At 64.9% G+C, this 17,038-nt stretch carries 15 protein-coding genes; 7 read left to right on the forward strand and 8 right to left on the reverse strand.

Annotation, left to right across the window (positions count from 1 at the left end; genetic code table 11):
- Nucleotides 1–13: 13 nt before the first annotated feature.
- From dapB to grpE, 4 genes are all read right to left on the reverse strand, one after another.
- Nucleotides 14–820, reverse strand: a complete 807-nt coding sequence (gene dapB, locus ACNFBT_RS12095) for a 4-hydroxy-tetrahydrodipicolinate reductase (protein WP_416749566.1) — start codon at nucleotides 818–820, stop codon at nucleotides 14–16.
- A gap of 58 nt (nucleotides 821–878) precedes the next feature.
- Entirely contained in the window at nucleotides 879–2,009 is a 1,131-nt protein-coding gene (dnaJ, locus tag ACNFBT_RS12100) for a molecular chaperone DnaJ (protein ID WP_416749568.1), read from the reverse strand.
- A 122-nt stretch (nucleotides 2,010–2,131) separates the two neighbouring features.
- Entirely contained in the window at nucleotides 2,132–4,048 is a 1,917-nt protein-coding gene (dnaK, locus tag ACNFBT_RS12105; RefSeq protein WP_416749570.1) for a molecular chaperone DnaK, read from the reverse strand.
- Nucleotides 4,049–4,137: 89 nt separating this feature from the next.
- Nucleotides 4,138–4,701, reverse strand: coding sequence for a nucleotide exchange factor GrpE (grpE, locus tag ACNFBT_RS12110; protein ID WP_416749572.1), 564 nt, complete (start codon nucleotides 4,699–4,701; stop codon nucleotides 4,138–4,140).
- A gap of 199 nt (nucleotides 4,702–4,900) precedes the next feature.
- Between grpE and recN the strand changes: the two genes are divergently transcribed.
- Nucleotides 4,901–6,577 carry a DNA repair protein RecN gene (recN, locus tag ACNFBT_RS12115; protein ID WP_416749574.1) on the forward strand — a complete coding sequence of 559 codons (1,677 nt, stop codon included), beginning with the start codon at nucleotides 4,901–4,903 and terminating at the stop codon, nucleotides 6,575–6,577.
- A gap of 98 nt (nucleotides 6,578–6,675) precedes the next feature.
- Here recN and fur read toward each other — a convergent pair whose 3' ends face one another.
- Entirely contained in the window at nucleotides 6,676–7,080 is a 405-nt protein-coding gene (gene fur, locus ACNFBT_RS12120; protein ID WP_009613072.1) for a ferric iron uptake transcriptional regulator, read from the reverse strand.
- 96 nt (nucleotides 7,081–7,176) lie between these two features.
- Here fur and ACNFBT_RS12125 point away from each other — a divergent pair, with 96 nt between their 5' ends.
- Complete coding sequence (locus ACNFBT_RS12125; protein WP_416749577.1) at nucleotides 7,177–7,713, forward strand: outer membrane protein assembly factor BamE; 537 nt, start codon at nucleotides 7,177–7,179, stop codon at nucleotides 7,711–7,713.
- 70 nt (nucleotides 7,714–7,783) lie between these two features.
- Here the strand turns inward: ACNFBT_RS12125 and ACNFBT_RS12130 are convergent, their stop codons facing one another.
- Together ACNFBT_RS12130 and ACNFBT_RS12135 are read right to left on the reverse strand one after the other, a co-directional pair.
- On the reverse strand, nucleotides 7,784–8,092 hold the full coding sequence (locus tag ACNFBT_RS12130; RefSeq protein WP_416749579.1) for an RnfH family protein: 309 nt from the start codon (nucleotides 8,090–8,092) through the stop codon (nucleotides 7,784–7,786).
- Entirely contained in the window at nucleotides 8,085–8,519 is a 435-nt protein-coding gene (locus ACNFBT_RS12135) for a type II toxin-antitoxin system RatA family toxin (protein WP_416749581.1), read from the reverse strand. Before ACNFBT_RS12135 ends, ACNFBT_RS12130 begins: the two co-directional genes overlap by 8 nt.
- A 153-nt stretch (nucleotides 8,520–8,672) precedes the next feature.
- Here ACNFBT_RS12135 and smpB point away from each other — a divergent pair, with 153 nt between their 5' ends.
- The gene (gene smpB, locus ACNFBT_RS12140; RefSeq protein ID WP_017518965.1) at nucleotides 8,673–9,152 is read left to right on the forward strand and encodes an SsrA-binding protein SmpB; all 480 of its coding nucleotides are present in this window, start codon (nucleotides 8,673–8,675) and stop codon (nucleotides 9,150–9,152) included.
- Between the two features lie 39 nt (nucleotides 9,153–9,191).
- On the opposite strand, the gene ACNFBT_RS12145 is transcribed toward smpB, so the two are convergent.
- Nucleotides 9,192–9,968, reverse strand: a complete 777-nt coding sequence (locus ACNFBT_RS12145; RefSeq protein ID WP_416749583.1) for an FCD domain-containing protein — start codon at nucleotides 9,966–9,968, stop codon at nucleotides 9,192–9,194.
- 330 nt (nucleotides 9,969–10,298) lie between these two features.
- Between ACNFBT_RS12145 and ACNFBT_RS12150 the strand changes: the two genes are divergently transcribed.
- The 4 genes from ACNFBT_RS12150 (at nucleotide 10,299) to ACNFBT_RS12165 (ending at nucleotide 17,036) form a co-directional block, all read left to right on the forward strand.
- Nucleotides 10,299–11,975, forward strand: coding sequence for a lactate permease LctP family transporter (locus tag ACNFBT_RS12150; protein WP_416749585.1), 1,677 nt, complete (start codon nucleotides 10,299–10,301; stop codon nucleotides 11,973–11,975).
- Nucleotides 11,976–12,100: 125 nt separating this feature from the next.
- Nucleotides 12,101–13,246, forward strand: a complete 1,146-nt coding sequence (lldD, locus tag ACNFBT_RS12155) for an FMN-dependent L-lactate dehydrogenase LldD (RefSeq protein WP_416749587.1) — start codon at nucleotides 12,101–12,103, stop codon at nucleotides 13,244–13,246.
- A 175-nt stretch (nucleotides 13,247–13,421) separates the two neighbouring features.
- Nucleotides 13,422–16,229 (forward strand): FAD-binding and (Fe-S)-binding domain-containing protein, encoded by a 2,808-nt coding sequence (locus tag ACNFBT_RS12160; protein ID WP_416749589.1) that lies wholly within the window; start codon nucleotides 13,422–13,424, stop codon nucleotides 16,227–16,229.
- Between the two features lie 129 nt (nucleotides 16,230–16,358).
- Nucleotides 16,359–17,036 (forward strand): response regulator, encoded by a 678-nt coding sequence (locus ACNFBT_RS12165; RefSeq protein WP_416749591.1) that lies wholly within the window; start codon nucleotides 16,359–16,361, stop codon nucleotides 17,034–17,036.
- Nucleotides 17,037–17,038: the final 2 nt, after the last annotated feature.

A 17,038-nucleotide genomic window follows, 5' to 3' on the forward strand; every position in this document is an offset into this window, starting at 1 on the left:
ACGGCTATGCCACTCAGCGAAGGCCAAGCACGTCCTGCATGTCGTACAAGGCGTTGGCCTGCCCTTCCAGCCACTGCGCAGCACGCACGGCGCCGCGAGCGAAGGTCATGCGGCTCGAGGCCTTGTGGGTGATTTCCACGCGCTCGCCGTCGGCAGCGAACAGCACGGTGTGATCGCCCACCACGTCGCCAGCGCGCACGGTGGCGAAACCGATGGTCTCGCGCGGACGAGCACCGGTCTGGCCTTCTCTACCGTACACGGCCACTTTCTCCAGATCACGCCCCAGCGCATTGGCGACCACTTCGCCCATGCGCAGGGCGGTGCCGGACGGCGCGTCGACCTTGTGACGGTGGTGTGCCTCGATGATCTCGATGTCCACCTCGTCACCCAGCACACGAGCCGCGGTATCGAGCAACTTCAGGCAGAGGTTCACACCGACGCTGTAGTTGGCGGCAAATACGATCGGGATGTCCTTGGCCGCGTCATTGAGCAGCGCCTTCTCCTCGACGCTGAAGCCGGTGGTGCCGATGACCATGGCCTTACCGGCCTTGCGGCAGACTTCCAGGTTTTTCAGGGTGACGGTCGGGTGCGTGAAGTCGATCAGCACGTCGAACTCGTCGACCACTTTGGCCAGGTCGCCCGACAGCGGCACACCGATGCGGCCCAGGCCAGCCAGCTCACCCGCGTCAGCGCCCACCAGGGTGCTGTCCGGACGATCGACCGCCGCGGTCAGACCGGCGCTGCCAGCAGTCTGCTGTACCGCTTCGATCAGGGTCTTGCCCATGCGCCCGGCGGCGCCCATTACGGCTATACGTCGCATATAAAACTGCTCCAAAGCTAGAAAGCCCCGGACGATTCACACCGCCCGGGGCCTTGCATCATAGATCGTCGAAGAAGCGCTTCATGCCCTCGAACCAGCCACTGGCCTTGGGCGAATGGGAAGAGTTGCCCTGCAGGGTACCGCGGAACTCCTCGAGCAGCTCGCGCTGACGCTTGTCCAGCTGGACCGGAGTCTCAACCACGACACGGCACATCAGGTCGCCCGCACCACCGCCACGCACCGGGGCAACGCCCTTGCCGCGCAGGCGGAACAGCTTGCCGGTCTGGGTGCCTTCGGGAATCTTCAGCTTCACGCGACCATCCAGGGTCGGCACTTCCAGCTCGCCACCCAGGGCGGCGTCGGCGAAGCTGATCGGCACTTCGCAGTACAGGTGCTTGCCGTCGCGCTGGAAGATGTCGTGCTCACGCACGTTCACCACCACGTAGAGGTCGCCCGCCGGTCCGCCATGGGCGCCGGCCTCGCCTTCGCCGGTCAGGCGGATGCGGTCGCCGGTATCGACGCCGGCCGGCACTTTCACCGACAGGGTCTTGTGCTCTTCCACCCGGCCCTGGCCGTGGCACGAGCCACAGGGGTCGGTGATCATCTTGCCGCTGCCATGGCAACGCGGGCAGGTCTGCTGCACCGAGAAGAAGCCCTGCTGCATGCGTACCTGGCCGATACCACCGCAAGTGGTACAGGTGACCGGCGTGGTGCCAGGCTTGGCGCCACTGCCGCTACAGGTCTTGCAGCCGACCAGGGTGGGAACGCGAATGGTCACGGTGGTGCCGCGAACCGCGTCTTCCAGGTCCAGGTCGAGGGTGTAGCGCAGGTCCGCGCCACGCGCCGGGCCGCCGCGGGAGCCGCCGCGGCCGCCACCACCGCCAAAGAAGTCGCTGAAGACATCACCGAAGATGTCCGAGAAGCTCGCGCCGCCGAAGCCCGCACCGCCACCACCCATCTGCGGGTCGACGCCGGCGTGACCGTACTGGTCGTAGGCCGCGCGCTTGCTGGCGTCGGACAGGACCTCGTACGCCTCGTTGGCCTCCTTGAATTTGTCCTCGGCCTCCTTGTCGCCGGGGTTTCGGTCCGGGTGGAACTTCATGGCGAGCCGGCGATAGGCCTTCTTCAGGTCCGCTTCGCTGGCGCCGCGCTCGACACCCAGTACCTCGTAAAAATCACGTTTGGCCATAAATTCTTTGCACCTTGAAAACCTCTCCCCCAGACACGCCAACGCGGGAGCAAGCCCCCGCGTGACGTTTCATGCGCACCGACACGCTGGTCGGTGCGCCGGAGCGGAAGCAAGCACGCGGCTTACTTGTTCTCCTTGACCTCTTCGAACTCGGCATCAACGACATCGTCGCCAGCCTTGTCGTCAGCGGCCTCGCCCTGAGCGGCAGCACCCGGCTGCGGCTGTTCGGCGTACATCTTCTGCGCCAGCGGAGTGGACGCCTGGGACAGCGCGTTCATCTTCGCTTCGATCTCGGCCTTGTCGTCGCCCTTCACGGCAACTTCCAACTCGCCCAGCGCTTTCTCGATGGCGGCTTTCTCCTCGGCGGTGGCCTTGTCGCCAGCCTCGGTGACCATCTTGCGAGTCGCGTGGACCAGCGCGTCGCCCTGGTTGCGGGCAGCGGCCAGCTCTTCGAACTTGCGGTCTTCCTCGGCGTTCGCCTCGGCGTCACGCACCATCTGCGCAATCTCGTCCTCGGACAGACCGGAGGAAGCCTTGATCACGATGGACTGCTGCTTGCCGGTGGCCTTGTCTTTGGCGCCGACGTGCAGGATGCCGTTGGCATCAATGTCGAAGGTCACTTCGATCTGCGGTACGCCGCGCGGAGCCGGCGGGATGTCGGCCAGGTCGAACTTGCCCAGCGACTTGTTCTGCGCGGCTTGCTTGCGCTCGCCCTGCAGCACGTGAATGGTCACGGCGCCCTGGTTGTCATCGGCGGTGGAGAACACCTGCGACTTCTTGGTCGGGATGGTGGTGTTCTTGTCGATCAGCGCGGTCATCACGCCGCCGAGGGTTTCGATACCCAGGGTCAGCGGGGTGACGTCGAGCAGCAGCACGTCCTTCACGTCGCCGGCCAGCACGGCGCCCTGGATGGCGGCACCCATGGCTACGGCTTCGTCCGGGTTGACGTCCTTGCGAGCTTCCTTGCCGAAGAACTCGGCAACGGTCTTCTGCACCAGCGGCATGCGGGTCTGGCCGCCGACCAGGATCACTTCGTCGATCTTCGAGACGTCCAGGCCGGCGTCTTTCAGCGCAACGCGGCACGGCTCGATGGTGCGGGTGATCAGGTCTTCAACCAGGGATTCCAGCTTGGCGCGGGAAACCTTGACGTTCAGGTGTTTCGGGCCGCTGGCGTCAGCGGTGACGTACGGCAGATTGACGTCGGTCTGCTGGGTCGAGGACAGCTCGATCTTGGCCTTCTCGGCAGCTTCCTTCAGGCGCTGCATGGCCAGCGGGTCGCCCTTGAGGTCCATGCCGGATTCTTTCTTGAATTCCTCGACGAGGTAGTCGATCAGGCGCAGGTCGAAGTCTTCACCACCCAGGAAGGTGTCACCGTTGGTAGCCAGCACTTCGAACTGGTGCTCGCCATCGACTTCGGCAATCTCGATTACGGAAACGTCGAAGGTACCGCCGCCCAGGTCGTAGACGATGATGGTGTGGTCGCCCTTGGCCTTGTCCAGGCCGTACGCCAGCGCAGCCGCGGTCGGCTCGTTGATGATGCGCTTGACGTCGAGACCGGCGATGCGGCCGGCGTCCTTGGTGGCCTGACGCTGGCTGTCGTTGAAGTAGGCCGGAACGGTGATGACCGCTTCGGTGACCGGCTCGCCCAGGTAGTCCTCGGCGGTCTTCTTCATCTTCTTCAGGACTTCGGCGGAGACCTGCGGCGGAGCCATCTTCTGGCCCTTGGCCTCGACCCATGCGTCGCCGTTGTCAGCCTTGACGATGTTGTAAGGCACCATCTTGATGTCTTTCTGTACGACGTCTTCTTCGAAACGACGGCCAATCAGGCGCTTGACCGCGTACAGGGTGTTCTTCGGGTTGGTCACGGCCTGGCGCTTGGCCGGCTGACCTACCAGGATCTCGCCATCGTTGGCGTAACCGATGATCGACGGGGTGGTACGAGCGCCTTCGGCGTTCTCGATGACCTTGACGTTACCGTTCTCCAGGATGGACACACAGGAGTTGGTGGTCCCCAGGTCGATACCAATGATTTTGCCCATATTCACTCTCCAGAAATTAGATTCCGCGCTGACCCTGTTGCGGGTCTTTGGCTCGGTTGATTACCCAGATGGGGACCGGGTGATGAATTTCAAGCCTTCTCGTCGATCGAAGGCGGGGTTTGTTCGGGTGCCTTGCTGACCACGACCATGGCCGGACGCAGCAGGCGACCGTTGAGCAGGTACCCCTTCTGGAACACCTTGACCACGCTGCCCGGCTCCAGATGCACGCTCTCCTCCATCGCCATGGCCTGGTGATGCTCGGGATTGAACGGCTCGCCGTGCGGATCGACCGGCTCCAGGCTGTAGCGCTTCAAGGTGTCGTGGAACATCTTCAAGGTCAGCTCGATGCCTTCGCGCATCGGCTTGATCGCCTCGTCGTTCGGGCTGGACATCTCCAGCGCACGCTCCAGGGTATCGACGATCGGCAGCAGGTCGCCGGAGAACTTCTCCAGAGCGAACTTGTGCGCTTTTTCCACGTCCTGCTCGGCACGGCGGCGGACGTTCTGCAGTTCGGCGACGGCGCGCAGGCTCTGATCCTTGGCCGCGGCGACCTGCTCTTCCAGTTCCAGCACGCGGGCGTTCAGGTCCTCGGCAGCACCGGTCTCCGGCTGCTCGTTGAACTGGGAATCCTGAGTCTGTTGTTCGTCAGACATGCCACTCTCCTAAAAAAGAAAATAAGCCTTTGAAAACAAAGCGAACCCAATGGTCCGCGGCTCTGCCGTGTATATGGGGTGCCTTTTTTTTACTTCAAGGGCTTTGACTTCAAGGGCGAGCCAGCAAGCGACAAGGGAGAATTGCCAGCGGCGAAAAATACTGTATAAATAACCAGACCTATTTGTGGAGCCGCCGCCCATGCTGGTTCACCTGTCCGTGCACAACTACGCCATCGTCGAGCACCTCGATCTCGAGCTCGCCGCCGGCATGACCGTGATCACCGGCGAAACCGGCGCCGGCAAGTCGATCATGCTCGACGCCCTCGGCCTCGCCCTGGGCGACCGTGCCGACAGCGGCGTGGTGCGCCCCGGCGCCGACAAGACCGACATTCTCGCCAGCTTCGATGTCAGCGCCATTGCCGAGGCCCGCGACTGGCTGGCCGAACGCGACCTGGAACAGGACGGCCCGTGCATCCTGCGCCGGGTGATCACCGCCGAAGGCCGCTCCCGCGCGTATATCAATGGCACGCCCTGCCCCCTGGGTGATCTCAAGCACCTGGGCGAACTGCTGATCGATATCCACAGCCAGCACGAGCACCAGTCGCTGCTCAAGGCCGACACCCACCGCCGCCTGCTGGACGAATACGCCGGCAGCCAGGACCTGGCGCGCCAGGTGCACCTCGCCGCGCAACGCTGGAAGCAGACCCGTCACGAGCTGGACCGCCTGTCGCGCAATGGTGACGAGCAGCGCGCCCGCCACCAGTTGCTCAGCTATCAGCTGGAAGAACTGGAAAACCTTGGCCTGGGCGATAGCGAGCTGGAGACGCTGGAAGCCGAACACAAGACTCTGAGCAACGCCGGAAGCCTGATCGCCGCGTGCCGACAGGTGGTCGAACTGTGCAGCGAAAGCGATGCTGGCAACGTGCTGTCGGCGCTGACCTCCAGCCTCAACCGCCTGACCGCCTTCCAGAGCCAGCCGGCCGCACTGGGTGAAGCGGTGAATCTGCTGTCCAGTGCACAGATCCAGGTAGAAGAGGCGATTGGCGAACTGAACCGCTTCGTCGACAACTTCGACGCCGACCCGATGCGCCTGCAACAGCTGGAAGAGCGCATGGACGCCATCTATAGCCTCGCGCGCAAGCACCGCGTACAGCCCCATGAGCTGCAGGACCTGCAGCTGCGCCTGCTGGACGAGCTGGAAGCGCTGAATGCCGACGACGAAGCCGTGGAGCGTCTGGGCGACGAGCTGGCCGCCTACGCCCGGCATTATCAGGAGAAGGCCGACGAACTCAGCCGCATCCGCCAGACCGCCGCGCCGCAGCTGGCCAAAGCGGTGGAGGTGGAAATGCAGCGCCTGGGTATGCCCGGCGGTCGCTTCGCCATCGAGCTGCGCGAGTCCGCATCGGACGAACCTCAGGTGAATGGCGTGGAGCAGCTGGAATTCCTGGTCAGCGCCAACCCTGGCCAGCCGATGAAGGGCCTGGCCAAGGTCGCTTCGGGCGGCGAATTGTCGCGCATCAGCCTGGCGATCCAGGTCATTACCGCACAGACATCGCGCATCCCTACCCTGGTCTTCGACGAAGTGGACGTTGGCATCGGCGGTCCTACGGCCGAAGTGGTCGGCCAATTGCTGCGCCGCCTCGGCGACCGCGGTCAGGTACTGACCGTCACTCACCTGCCGCAGGTCGCCGCGCAAGGCCATCAGCACCTGTTCGTGCACAAGGACCGCGACACCAGCGAAACCCGCACCGCCGTGGCCAACCTTAAGAAGGCCGAGCGCATCGAGGAGATCGCCCGCATGCTCGGCGGCGTCGACCTGACCAAGGAATCCCTGGCCCACGCGCGCAAGATGGTGGATTCGGCCGTGCAGGGCTGAGATGTCCACTTGTAGGAGCGAGCTTGCTCGCTCCTACAAAAAGCCCGCACGAACGAAAACGGCGACCCGAAGGTCGCCGTTCTTGCATCTGCGTGCGCTTACTTCTTCTTGCGCACGTAGAGCACCAGATTGTGATCGACGAGCTCGAAGCCGCGCTCCTTGACGATCTCCTTCTGGCGTTTCTCGATTTCCGAGTCCATGAACTCGATGACCTCGCCGGTATCGACGCAGACCATGTGGTCATGGTGGCCGCTGTCGGCCAGTTCGAAGACGGCATGGCCGCCATCGAAGTTATGACGCACCACCAGGCCAGCGGCCTCGAACTGGGTCAGCACGCGGTAGACAGTGGCCAGACCTACGTCCTCACCCGCCTCCATCAGCGCTTTGTAGACATCCTCCGCGCTCATGTGGCGTTGCTCGGCGGAATCGAGCATCTGGAGGATCTTGACGCGCGGCAGCGTGACCTTCAGTCCGGCTTTGCGCAGTTCGCTATTTTCAACCATGTGTGCTTTCTCGGCGCGGGATGCTTCGCAGCTTCCCTCAATGCAGGTATGATCGGGGTTTCGTCGCTCAGCCAAGATAGTGGAAGTCACCACCCGATGCAAAACGCCAAGCTCATGCTGACCAGTCTCGCTTTCGCGCTGGGACTCGCCGCACTCGCCGGTTGCTCTTTCCCGGGGGTTTACAAGATCGACATCCAGCAGGGCAACGTCGTAACACAAGACATGATAGACCAGTTGAAGCCTGGAATGACCCGGCGCCAAGTGCGGTTTATCATGGGTAACCCCTTGATCGTCGACACTTTCCACCCCAATCGCTGGGATTACCTGTACAGCATCCAGCCCGGTGGCGGTCAGCGCCAGCAGGAGCGCATGAGCCTGTACTTCAGCGACAGCGATCAGCTGATCGGCCTCAATGGCGACTTCATGCCCGGCGTGAGCCGCGACGAGTCGATCCTCGGCAAGGAAGGCGGCGCGACCACTACACCGTCGCAACCGACCCAGCAGCAGCCCGAGCAGCCCAAGGAAGAACCGGCCAAGCCCGGCTCCGTGGAAGAGCAGATCCAGAAGGAAGTGGACCAGGTGGAAACCGTGCCGGTCCCGACTCCGGAACCGCTGGACAAGAACCCGCAATAAGGGTCTGCCCGACAAAAAAGCCCGGCCAATGCCGGGCTTTTTGTTGCCTGCCGTTTCATTGTTCGAGCAATCACCCCCTGGCGGCTTTGGCCCGGGCCGCGCGCTGCTTGCGAACCTCCTTGGGATCGGCGATCAGCGGACGGTAGATCTCTACCCGTTCCCCGTCTTCCAGTACCCGCTCATCGGGTCTGGCCACGGCCTTGCCGAAAATCCCCAGCGGGCAGTTCTGCACGTCCAGGTCGGGAAACTGCGCGGCAATGCCCGACAGCAGCACCGCCTCACGCACCCGGGTGCCGTAGGGCACACTCAGGCGCAGCAGGGATTGTCGCTCGGGCAGCGCGTAAACCACCTCGACGGCGATGCTCGCCGGTTCAGCCATGGAGTTGCTTGGCACGCTGGCAGAAGGCATCGACCATGGTGTTCGCGGCCTGGGTGAACAGCGGCCCGAGGGTGGCTTTCACCAGGGCGCCGGCGTAGTCGAAGGTCAGGTCGAGGGAAATCTTGCAAGCCTTGTCGCCCAGTGCCTTGAAGGTCCACACGCCGTGCAGCTGGGTGAAGGGGCCTTCCTCCAGCTTCATCTCGATGCTCTGCCCGGGCACCAGCACGTTACGGGTGGTGAAGCGCTGAGTGATGCTGCCTTTGGCCACGGTCAGCTCGGCGCGCATGGCCACCTCGCTTTCGTCCAGCACGGTGGAAGCCGAGCACCAGGGCAGGAACTCCGGGTAGCGCGCTACATCGTTGACCAGGTCGTACAGCGCCTTCGCCGGATAAGGCAGCAGCGCAGAACGCTGGATATGCGTGCTCATAGACGTCTCGCTTTGTTATGGGGCGACTGCCCGCCCGCCGATCAAAAAAACAGCGCGCATTCTCCGAGATTAGCCACGCCCCCTCAAGCTTGCATGCCTTCACACGCTGTCCCGATAGCGGCGCGGCGAGCGACTCCCTATAATGCGCGGCCTATGGCTAAACAGAAGAAACACCCTTCGGGGACCATCGCGCAGAACAAGAAGGCTCTGCACGACTACTTCATCGAGCAGCGCTTCGAGGCGGGCGTCGCCCTGGCCGGCTGGGAAGTCAAAAGCCTGCGCGCCGGCAAGGCGCAGCTGGTGGACAGCTACGTGCTGCTCAAGGATGGCGAGGCCTGGCTGCTGGGCAGCCACATCACCCCGCTGACCACCGCCAGCACCCACGTCATCGCCGATCCGGTGCGCACGCGCAAGCTGCTGCTGCACAAGCGCGAACTGGGCAAGCTGTTCGGTGCCGTGCAGCAGAAAGGCTACGCCTGCGTCGCGCTGTCGATGTACTGGAAGAAGCACCTGATCAAATGCGAGATCGCACTGGCCAAGGGCAAGAAAGAGTACGACAAGCGCGGCACCGAGAAGGAGCGCGACTCCGACCGGGAGATCCAGCGCGCCATTCGCCACGGCAAGGACGACTGACGTCCCTCGCGCCCTCCTTCAGCGAGGGCGCGTCGCCGATCAGGCGTCCACCGCGCCCTGGCGCCGCTGTGCCCGCTGCAGGCGCACCTCCTGCGCCTGGGCTTCGGCCAGTACTTCCTGTACGTAGTCGATGTGTCGCTGGGAAATTTCCCGCGCCGCTTCCGCATGCCCGCCGACAATCGCCTCGTATAACTCGCGATGCTGACGCATCAGTTGCTCGCGGGTCTCGTCGCGCTGCGCATACATCCCGCCGATATTGGTCACCACGTTGCGCTTGAGCAGGTCGAACAGGCCACGAATGGTGTGCAGCAGCACGGCATTGTGGCTGGCCTCGGCGATGGCCAGGTGGAAGGCCGCGTCCGCCGCCCCCTCCTCCGCCCGGCTGACCTTGCCGGGGCTCAGGTAGCAGTCCTGCAGGGTGTCGAAGGCCTGCTTCAGGCGCTGGCGATCCACCTCGGTCGCACGCTGCGCGGCGTAGTAGGCGCAGGAGCCTTCCAGGGTATGGCGAAACTCCAGCAGATCGCGCTGCGCCTCCGGATTGCTCTCCAGCAGATGCAACAGCGGATCGCTGAACATCGAGCCCAGCCCTTCGCTGACATAGTTGCCGCCGCCCTGGCGACTGACCAGCAAGCCCTTCGCCGCCAGCTTCTGGATCGCCTCGCGCAGCGACGGCCGCGACACGCCGAACTGCTCGGCCAGCACACGCTCCGCCGGCAGGCGCTCGCCGGCCTTGAGGGTGCCCTCGAGAATCATCGCCTCCAGCCGCTCAACGATGTCATCCGACAGACGGCGCTGCTTGACCTGACCAAATCCCATCTTCGTGATCTCCCACGGCAAAACGCTCTGCGCCGCGACCTGCGCGCCGAGCGCGGCAGCCTAATCAGCCCTGAAGCCGACCACAAGACCACCCGGCCCACCCGGGCCTCATCGACAAAAGTAGAACTGCAGCAAATTGACACGCCGACTGCAGGGCTTTTACCCTGAGCGCTCGGCTTTGTAAATTGGTCATACCAATTTACCGGAAGCTGGATTGCATGACAACATCAAGCCGCGATCAGTCGACCACTGCCAGCGCCACAAGCGCCAAGGATTCGCCCGACCGGCAACAAGGCCCTCCACCCAAAAACAATTAGGGAGCCAATCCAGATGCAAACCTGGCAGCAGATCTACACCCCGCTCGGCAGCCTCGGCCTGTCCGCACTGGTCGCCGTCATCCCGATCGTGTTCTTCTTCCTCGCCCTCGCCGTGTTCCGCCTCAAGGGCCACGTCGCAGGCAGCATCACCCTCGCCCTCTCGATCATCATCGCCATCGCCGCCTTTGGCATGCCCGCTGACATGGCCATCGCCGCCGCCGGCTACGGCTTCGCCTACGGCCTGTGGCCGATCGCCTGGATCATCGTCGCTGCGGTGTTCCTCTACAAACTCACGGTCAAGAGCGGCCAGTTCGAAGTGATCCGCAGCTCGGTGCTGTCGATCACCGGCGACCAACGCCTGCAGGTGCTGCTGATCGGCTTCTCCTTCGGCGCCTTCCTCGAAGGTGCGGCGGGCTTCGGCGCGCCGGTGGCCATCACCGCCGCCCTGCTCGTCGGCCTGGGCTTCAACCCGCTGTACGCCGCGGGTCTGTGCCTGATCGCCAACACCGCCCCGGTGGCTTTCGGCGCCCTGGGTATCCCGATCATCGTGGCGGGCCAGGTCACCGGCATCGACGCGTTCAAGATCGGCGCCATGACCGGCCGCCAACTGCCCTTCCTGTCGATCCTCGTGCCGTTCTGGCTGGTGTTCATGATGGACGGCCTCAAGGGCGTGAAGGAAACCTGGCCGGCCGCGCTGGTCGCTGGCGGCAGCTTCGCCGTCACCCAGTACTTCACCTCCAACTTCATCGGCCCGGAACTGCCGGACATCACCTCAGCCCTGGTCAGCCTGATTTCCCTGACTCTGTTCCTGAAGGTCTGGCAGCCGGCCAGCGAGCGTGAAGTGGTCGCCACCGCTGGCGGCGCCGCCGTCATGGGCGGCAACGGCCCCCGTGGCGCGGAACCTACGCCCTACAGCTTCGGCGAAATCCTCAAGGCCTGGTCGCCCTTCCTGGTCCTGACCGTGCTGGTCACCATCTGGACCCTGAAGCCGTTCAAGGCCATGTTCGCGCCGGGCGGCACGCTGTACAGCCTGGTGTTCAACTTCGCGATTCCGCATCTGGACCAACTGGTGGTGAAGACCGCGCCCATCGTCGCCAACCCGACGCCCATCGCCGCCGTGTTCAAGCTGGACCCGGTATCGGCCACCGGCACCGCGATCTTCCTCTCCGCCGTGGTTTCGATGTTCATCCTGCGCATCGGCGCGAAAACTGGTCTGACCACCTTCAAGGAGACCCTGGTCGAGCTGAGATGGCCGATCCTCTCCATTGGCATGGTGCTGGCCTTCGCCTTCGTCACCAACTACTCGGGCATGTCCACAACCCTGGCGCTGGTCCTGGCCGGCACCGGCGCAGCCTTCCCGTTCTTCTCGCCGTTCCTCGGCTGGCTGGGCGTGTTCCTGACCGGTTCGGACACCTCGTCCAACGCGCTGTTCAGCTCGCTGCAGTCCACCACTGCGCACCAGATCGGGGTCCACGACACCCTGCTGGTGGCCGCCAACACCAGCGGCGGCGTGACCGGCAAGATGATCTCGCCGCAATCCATCGCCGTGGCCTGCGCCGCCACCGGCATGGTCGGCAAGGAATCCGACCTGTTCCGCTTCACCCTCAAGCACAGCCTGATGTTCGCCGCCCTGGTCGGTCTGATCACCCTCGCGCAGGCCTACATCTTCACCGGCATGCTGGTGCACTAAAGGAAAATGGCACTGGATCGTCACTCCCGCCCCCTCGGGAGTCCGGATTAACCAGCTAGCTTTCTCTGGGTCCCCGCCTTCGCGGGGACGACGCCCGCAACAAGACCACGATTGATGAGACGCCCATGATCATCTCTGCCTCCACCGACTACCGCGCCGCCGCCCAACGCAAGCTGCCGCCGTTCCTCTTCCACTATGCCGATGGCGGCGCCTACGCCGAGCGCACCTTGCGCAACAACGTCGACGACCTGGCCGGCATCGCCCTGCGTCAGCGCGTGCTGAAGAACATGTCCGAGCTGAGCCTGGAGACGCGGCTGTTCAACGAGACGTTGAGCATGCCCGTCGCCCTCGCTCCGGTCGGCCTGACCGGCATGTATGCCCGGCGCGGTGAAGTGCAGGCAGCCCGTGCGGCCGCCGCGAAAGGCATCCCCTTCACCCTGTCCACGGTGTCGGTCTGCCCCATCGAGGAAGTCGCCCCGGCCATCGACAGGCCCATGTGGTTCCAGCTCTACGTGCTGAAGGACCGCGGCTTCATGCGCAACGCTTTGGAGCGCGCCAAGGCCGCTGGCGTCACCACCCTGGTGTTCACCGTCGACATGCCGGTGCCCGGCGCCCGCTACCGCGACGCCCACTCCGGCATGAGCGGCCCGAACGCTCCGCTGCGCCGCGTCTGGCAAGCCATGACCCACCCGTCCTGGGCGCTGGACGTCGGCCTGCTGGGCAAACCCCACGACCTGGGCAACATCTCCAGGTACCGCGGCAACCCCACTGGCCTTGCCGACTACATCGGCTGGCTGGGCGCCAACTTCGACCCGTCGATCTCCTGGAAGGACCTGGAGTGGATCCGTGATTTCTGGGACGGGCCGATGGTGATCAAGGGCATCCTCGACCCCGAGGACGCCAAGGACGCGGTGAAATTCGGCGCCGACGGCATCGTCGTCTCCAACCACGGCGGCCGCCAGCTCGACGGCGTGCTCTCCAGCGCCCGCGCCCTGCCGGCCATCGCCGACGCGGTGAAGGGCGACCTGAAGATCCTCGCCGACTCCGGCATCCGCAATGGCCTGGACGTGGTGCGCATGATTGCCCTGGGCGCGGACACCGTGCTCATCGGCCGCGCCTTCCTCTACGCCCTGGCGACCCACGGCGAAGCCGGCGTGAAGAATCTGCTGGACCTGTTCGAGAAGGAAATGCGCGTGGCCATGGTGCTCACCGGCGCCAAGTCCATCAGCGAGATCACCGGTGATTCGCTGGTGCGTGAACTGGGTGCCTGAGGGATTCCCATCTGTAGGAGCGAGCTTGCTCGCGAACCTGCCCAACTCCGGGCCTGCCCGAGTTCGCGAGCAAGCTCGCTCCTACAGGAAAGAACGTGCCTCGGCGCATTCGAACTAAAAGAACACCGATGGGCCGTCCAGCGGTCCACGCTCACCGATGATGACTGGAGCCGCCATGAGCCTGCCCGCCGCGTTCCTCGACACGGTAGAACACCTGATTCCCCGCGAGCGCCGCTTCGACGATCCGCTCTCGACCCTGGCCTTCGGCACTGACGCCAGCTTCTACCGCCTGATCCCCAAGCTGGTGATCCGCGTCGAGAGCGAGGACGAAGTCGCCACCCTGCTCAAGGCCGCCCACGCCCACCAGGTTGCGGTGACCTTCCGCGCCGCCGGCACCAGCCTCTCCGGACAGGCCGTGAGCGACTCGGTATTGCTCGTGCTGGGTGACAACTGGAACGGCCGCGACATCCGCGACGGCGGCACGCAGATCCGCCTGCAACCCGGCGTCATCGGCGCCCAGGCCAACGCCTGGCTCGCTCCCTTCGGCCGCAAGATCGGCCCCGACCCTGCGTCGATCAACGCCTGCAAGATCGGCGGCATCGTCGCCAACAACGCCAGCGGCATGTGCTGCGGCACCGCGCAGAACAGCTACCACACCCTGGCCGGCATGCGCCTGCTGCTGGCCGACGGCACCCTGCTGGACAGCGAGCTGCCCGACAGCGTCGCGGCCTTCCGCGACAGCCATGGCGCACTGCTCGACCAGCTCGCCGAGCTGGGCCGGCAGACCCGCGCCAATACCGAACTCGCCGCGAAGATTCGCCACAAGTACCGGTTGAAGAACACCACCGGCCTGTCGCTGAACGCCCTGGTCGACTATGACGAGCCGCTGGATATCCTCACCCACCTGATGGTCGGTTCCGAAGGCACCCTGGGCTTCATCAGCGCGGTGACCTACGACACCGTGCCGGACCACCCGAACAAGGCCAGCGCACTGGTCGTCTTCCCTGATGTGGAGAACTGCTGCAAGGCCGTGACCGTGCTCAAGCAGCAGCCGGTGTCCGCCGTGGAGCTGCTGGACCGCCGCAGCCTGCGCTCGGTGGAGAACATGCAGGGCATGCCGGTCTGGGTGAAAAGCCTCTCCGAAGGCGCCTGCGCGCTACTCATCGAATCCCGCGCGGCGACCCAGTCACTGCTGCACGAACAGCTCGCGCAGATCAGCGCCTCCATCGCCGATTACCCGGTGGAAAAACAGGTCGATTTCAGCGAAGACCCGGTCGTCTACAACCAGCTCTGGCGCATCCGCAAGGACACCTTCCCGGCCGTCGGCGCAGTGCGCGAGACCGGCACCACGGTGATTATCGAGGACGTCACCTTCCCCGTCGAACAGCTGGCCGAAGGCGTCAACCGCCTGATCGAGCTGTTCGACAAGCACGGCTACGACGAGGCCATCCTGTTCGGCCACGCGCTGGAAGGGAACCTGCACTTCGTCTTCACCCAAGGTTTCGAATCGCCTGAGCAGATCGCGCGCTACTCAGCCTTCATGGACGACGTCGCACACCTGGTCGCCGTGGAATACGGCGGTTCGCTCAAGGCCGAGCACGGCACCGGGCGCAACATGGCGCCCTTCGTCGAGCTGGAATGGGGCCACGACGCCTACCAGCTGATGTGGCAGTTGAAGCGCCTGCTCGACCCCACCGGCATCCTCAATCCCGGCGTGGTGCTGACCGACGATGCGCAGCTGCACCTGAAGAACCTCAAGCCGCTGCCGGCCGCCGACGAGATCGTCGACAAGTGCATCGAGTGCGGCTTCTGCGAGCCGGTCTGCCCGTCCAAGGGGCTGACCCTGAGCCCGCGCCAGCGCATCGTCCTGTGGCGCGACATCCAGGCCCAGCGCCGCGCCGGCATCGACACCTCGCAGCTTGAGCGCGACTACCAGTACCAGGGCATCGACACCTGCGCCGCCACCGGCCTTTGCGCCCAGCGTTGCCCGGTGAACATCAACACCGGCGAGCTGATCCGCAAGTTGCGCGGCGAGCAGGCGCGCCACGCGGGCACCGCCACCTGGCTCGCGCGCAACTTCGCCACGGCGATGAGAGGCACGCGCTTCATGCTCTACGCCGCCAACGGCGCACGCCGGCTGCTGGGCGCCCCGCGTCTGGCAAGTTTCAGCGCATCGATCAGCCACGCCAGCAAGGGCCGCGTCCCGCAGTGGACGCCGGCGATGCCGCAGCCAGTTCGCCTCGCCGCACCGTCGCACAGGCTCGATGACAGCCGCCCGCGCGTCGTCTACCTCACCGCCTGCGTGTCCCGCGCCATGGGTCCGGCGGCGGCGGACGAAGAGCAGATGCCGCTGATCGACAAGACCCGTCAGTTGCTGGAGAAAGCCGGCTATCAGGTGGTCTTTCCGGACAACGCCGACAATCTCTGCTGCGGCCAGCCCTTCGCCTCCAAAGGCTACAAGGACCAGGCCGACGCCAAGCGCGACGAACTGCTCGCCGAACTGCTGCGCGCCAGCCGTGGAGGTCTCGATCCGATCTACTGCGACACCAGCCCCTGCACCCTGCGCCTGGTGCAGGACCTGGCGGACGAGCGGCTGAAGATCTACGACCCGGTGAAGTTCATCCGCACGCACCTCGTCGAGCGCCTGGACTTCCAGCCGCAGGACAAGCCGGTGGCCATCCACGTCACCTGCAGCACCCAGCACCTGGGCGAAAGCCAGGCGCTGATCGATCTGGTCAAGCGCTGCACCCGCGAGGTGGTGATTCCCGAGGGCATCCACTGCTGCGGCTTCGCCGGCGACAAGGGCTTCACCACACCGGAACTAAATGCACACTCGCTGCGTACACTCAAGGATGCGGTGCAGCATTGCGAGGAAGGCGTTTCCACCAGTCGTACCTGCGAGATAGGCCTGTCCGCCCACGGCGGCATCGATTATCGCGGGGTGGTCTACCTGGTGGATCGCGTGACCCGCGCCAGAACGTAGGACGTTTTTCGTAGGAGCGCCCTCTTAACGCCCCGTTAAGCCAGCACTGCGACCCTCTGCCGCGAAACTGCCGCTACGGCTATCCTGCTCGGGATAGTCGCGGCAGCGCGGCGCGATGAGGGGGCACCAATGAGAATCCTGTTGGCGGAAGATGACCAACTGCTGGGCGATGGCATTCGCGCCGGCCTCGGCCTGGAAGGCGACACCGTGGATTGGATCCAGGACGGCCAGGCCGCCGATCAGGCGCTGCAGACCGATGAGTTCGACCTGCTGGTGCTCGACCTCGGCCTGCCGCGCAAGGATGGCCTGGAAGTGTTGCGCAGCCTGCGCAGGCGCGGGGACCTGACGCCGGTGCTGATCCTCACCGCCCGCGACAAGGTGGCCGACCGCGTGGCCGGTCTCGATGCCGGCGCCGACGACTACCTGACCAAACCCTTCGACCTCGACGAGCTGCTCGCCCGCGTCCGCGCCCTCACCCGTCGCCGCACCGGGCGCGCCGCCCCCCTGCTGCAGCACGGCGAGTTGATGCTGAACCCGGCTACCCACCAGGTCAGCCTCTCGGGCGCGCCGGTGGATCTGGCCCCGCGCGAGTACGCGCTGTTGCGCCTGCTGCTGGAACAACGCGGCAAGGTGCTGTCACGCACCCGCCTGGTGGAGGCGCTGTACGGTTGGGACGGGGACCTGGAGAGCAACGCCATCGAGGTCCACATCCACCACCTGCGTCGCAAGCTCGGCAATGGCCTGATCCGCACCGTGCGCGGCATCGGCTACGGCATCGACCGCCCCGGCAATCCGTCCTCGCCGTGAGT

Source organism: Pseudomonas sp. NY15181, assembly GCF_048068055.1.
In the GTDB taxonomy this organism is placed as follows: domain Bacteria; phylum Pseudomonadota; class Gammaproteobacteria; order Pseudomonadales; family Pseudomonadaceae; genus Pseudomonas.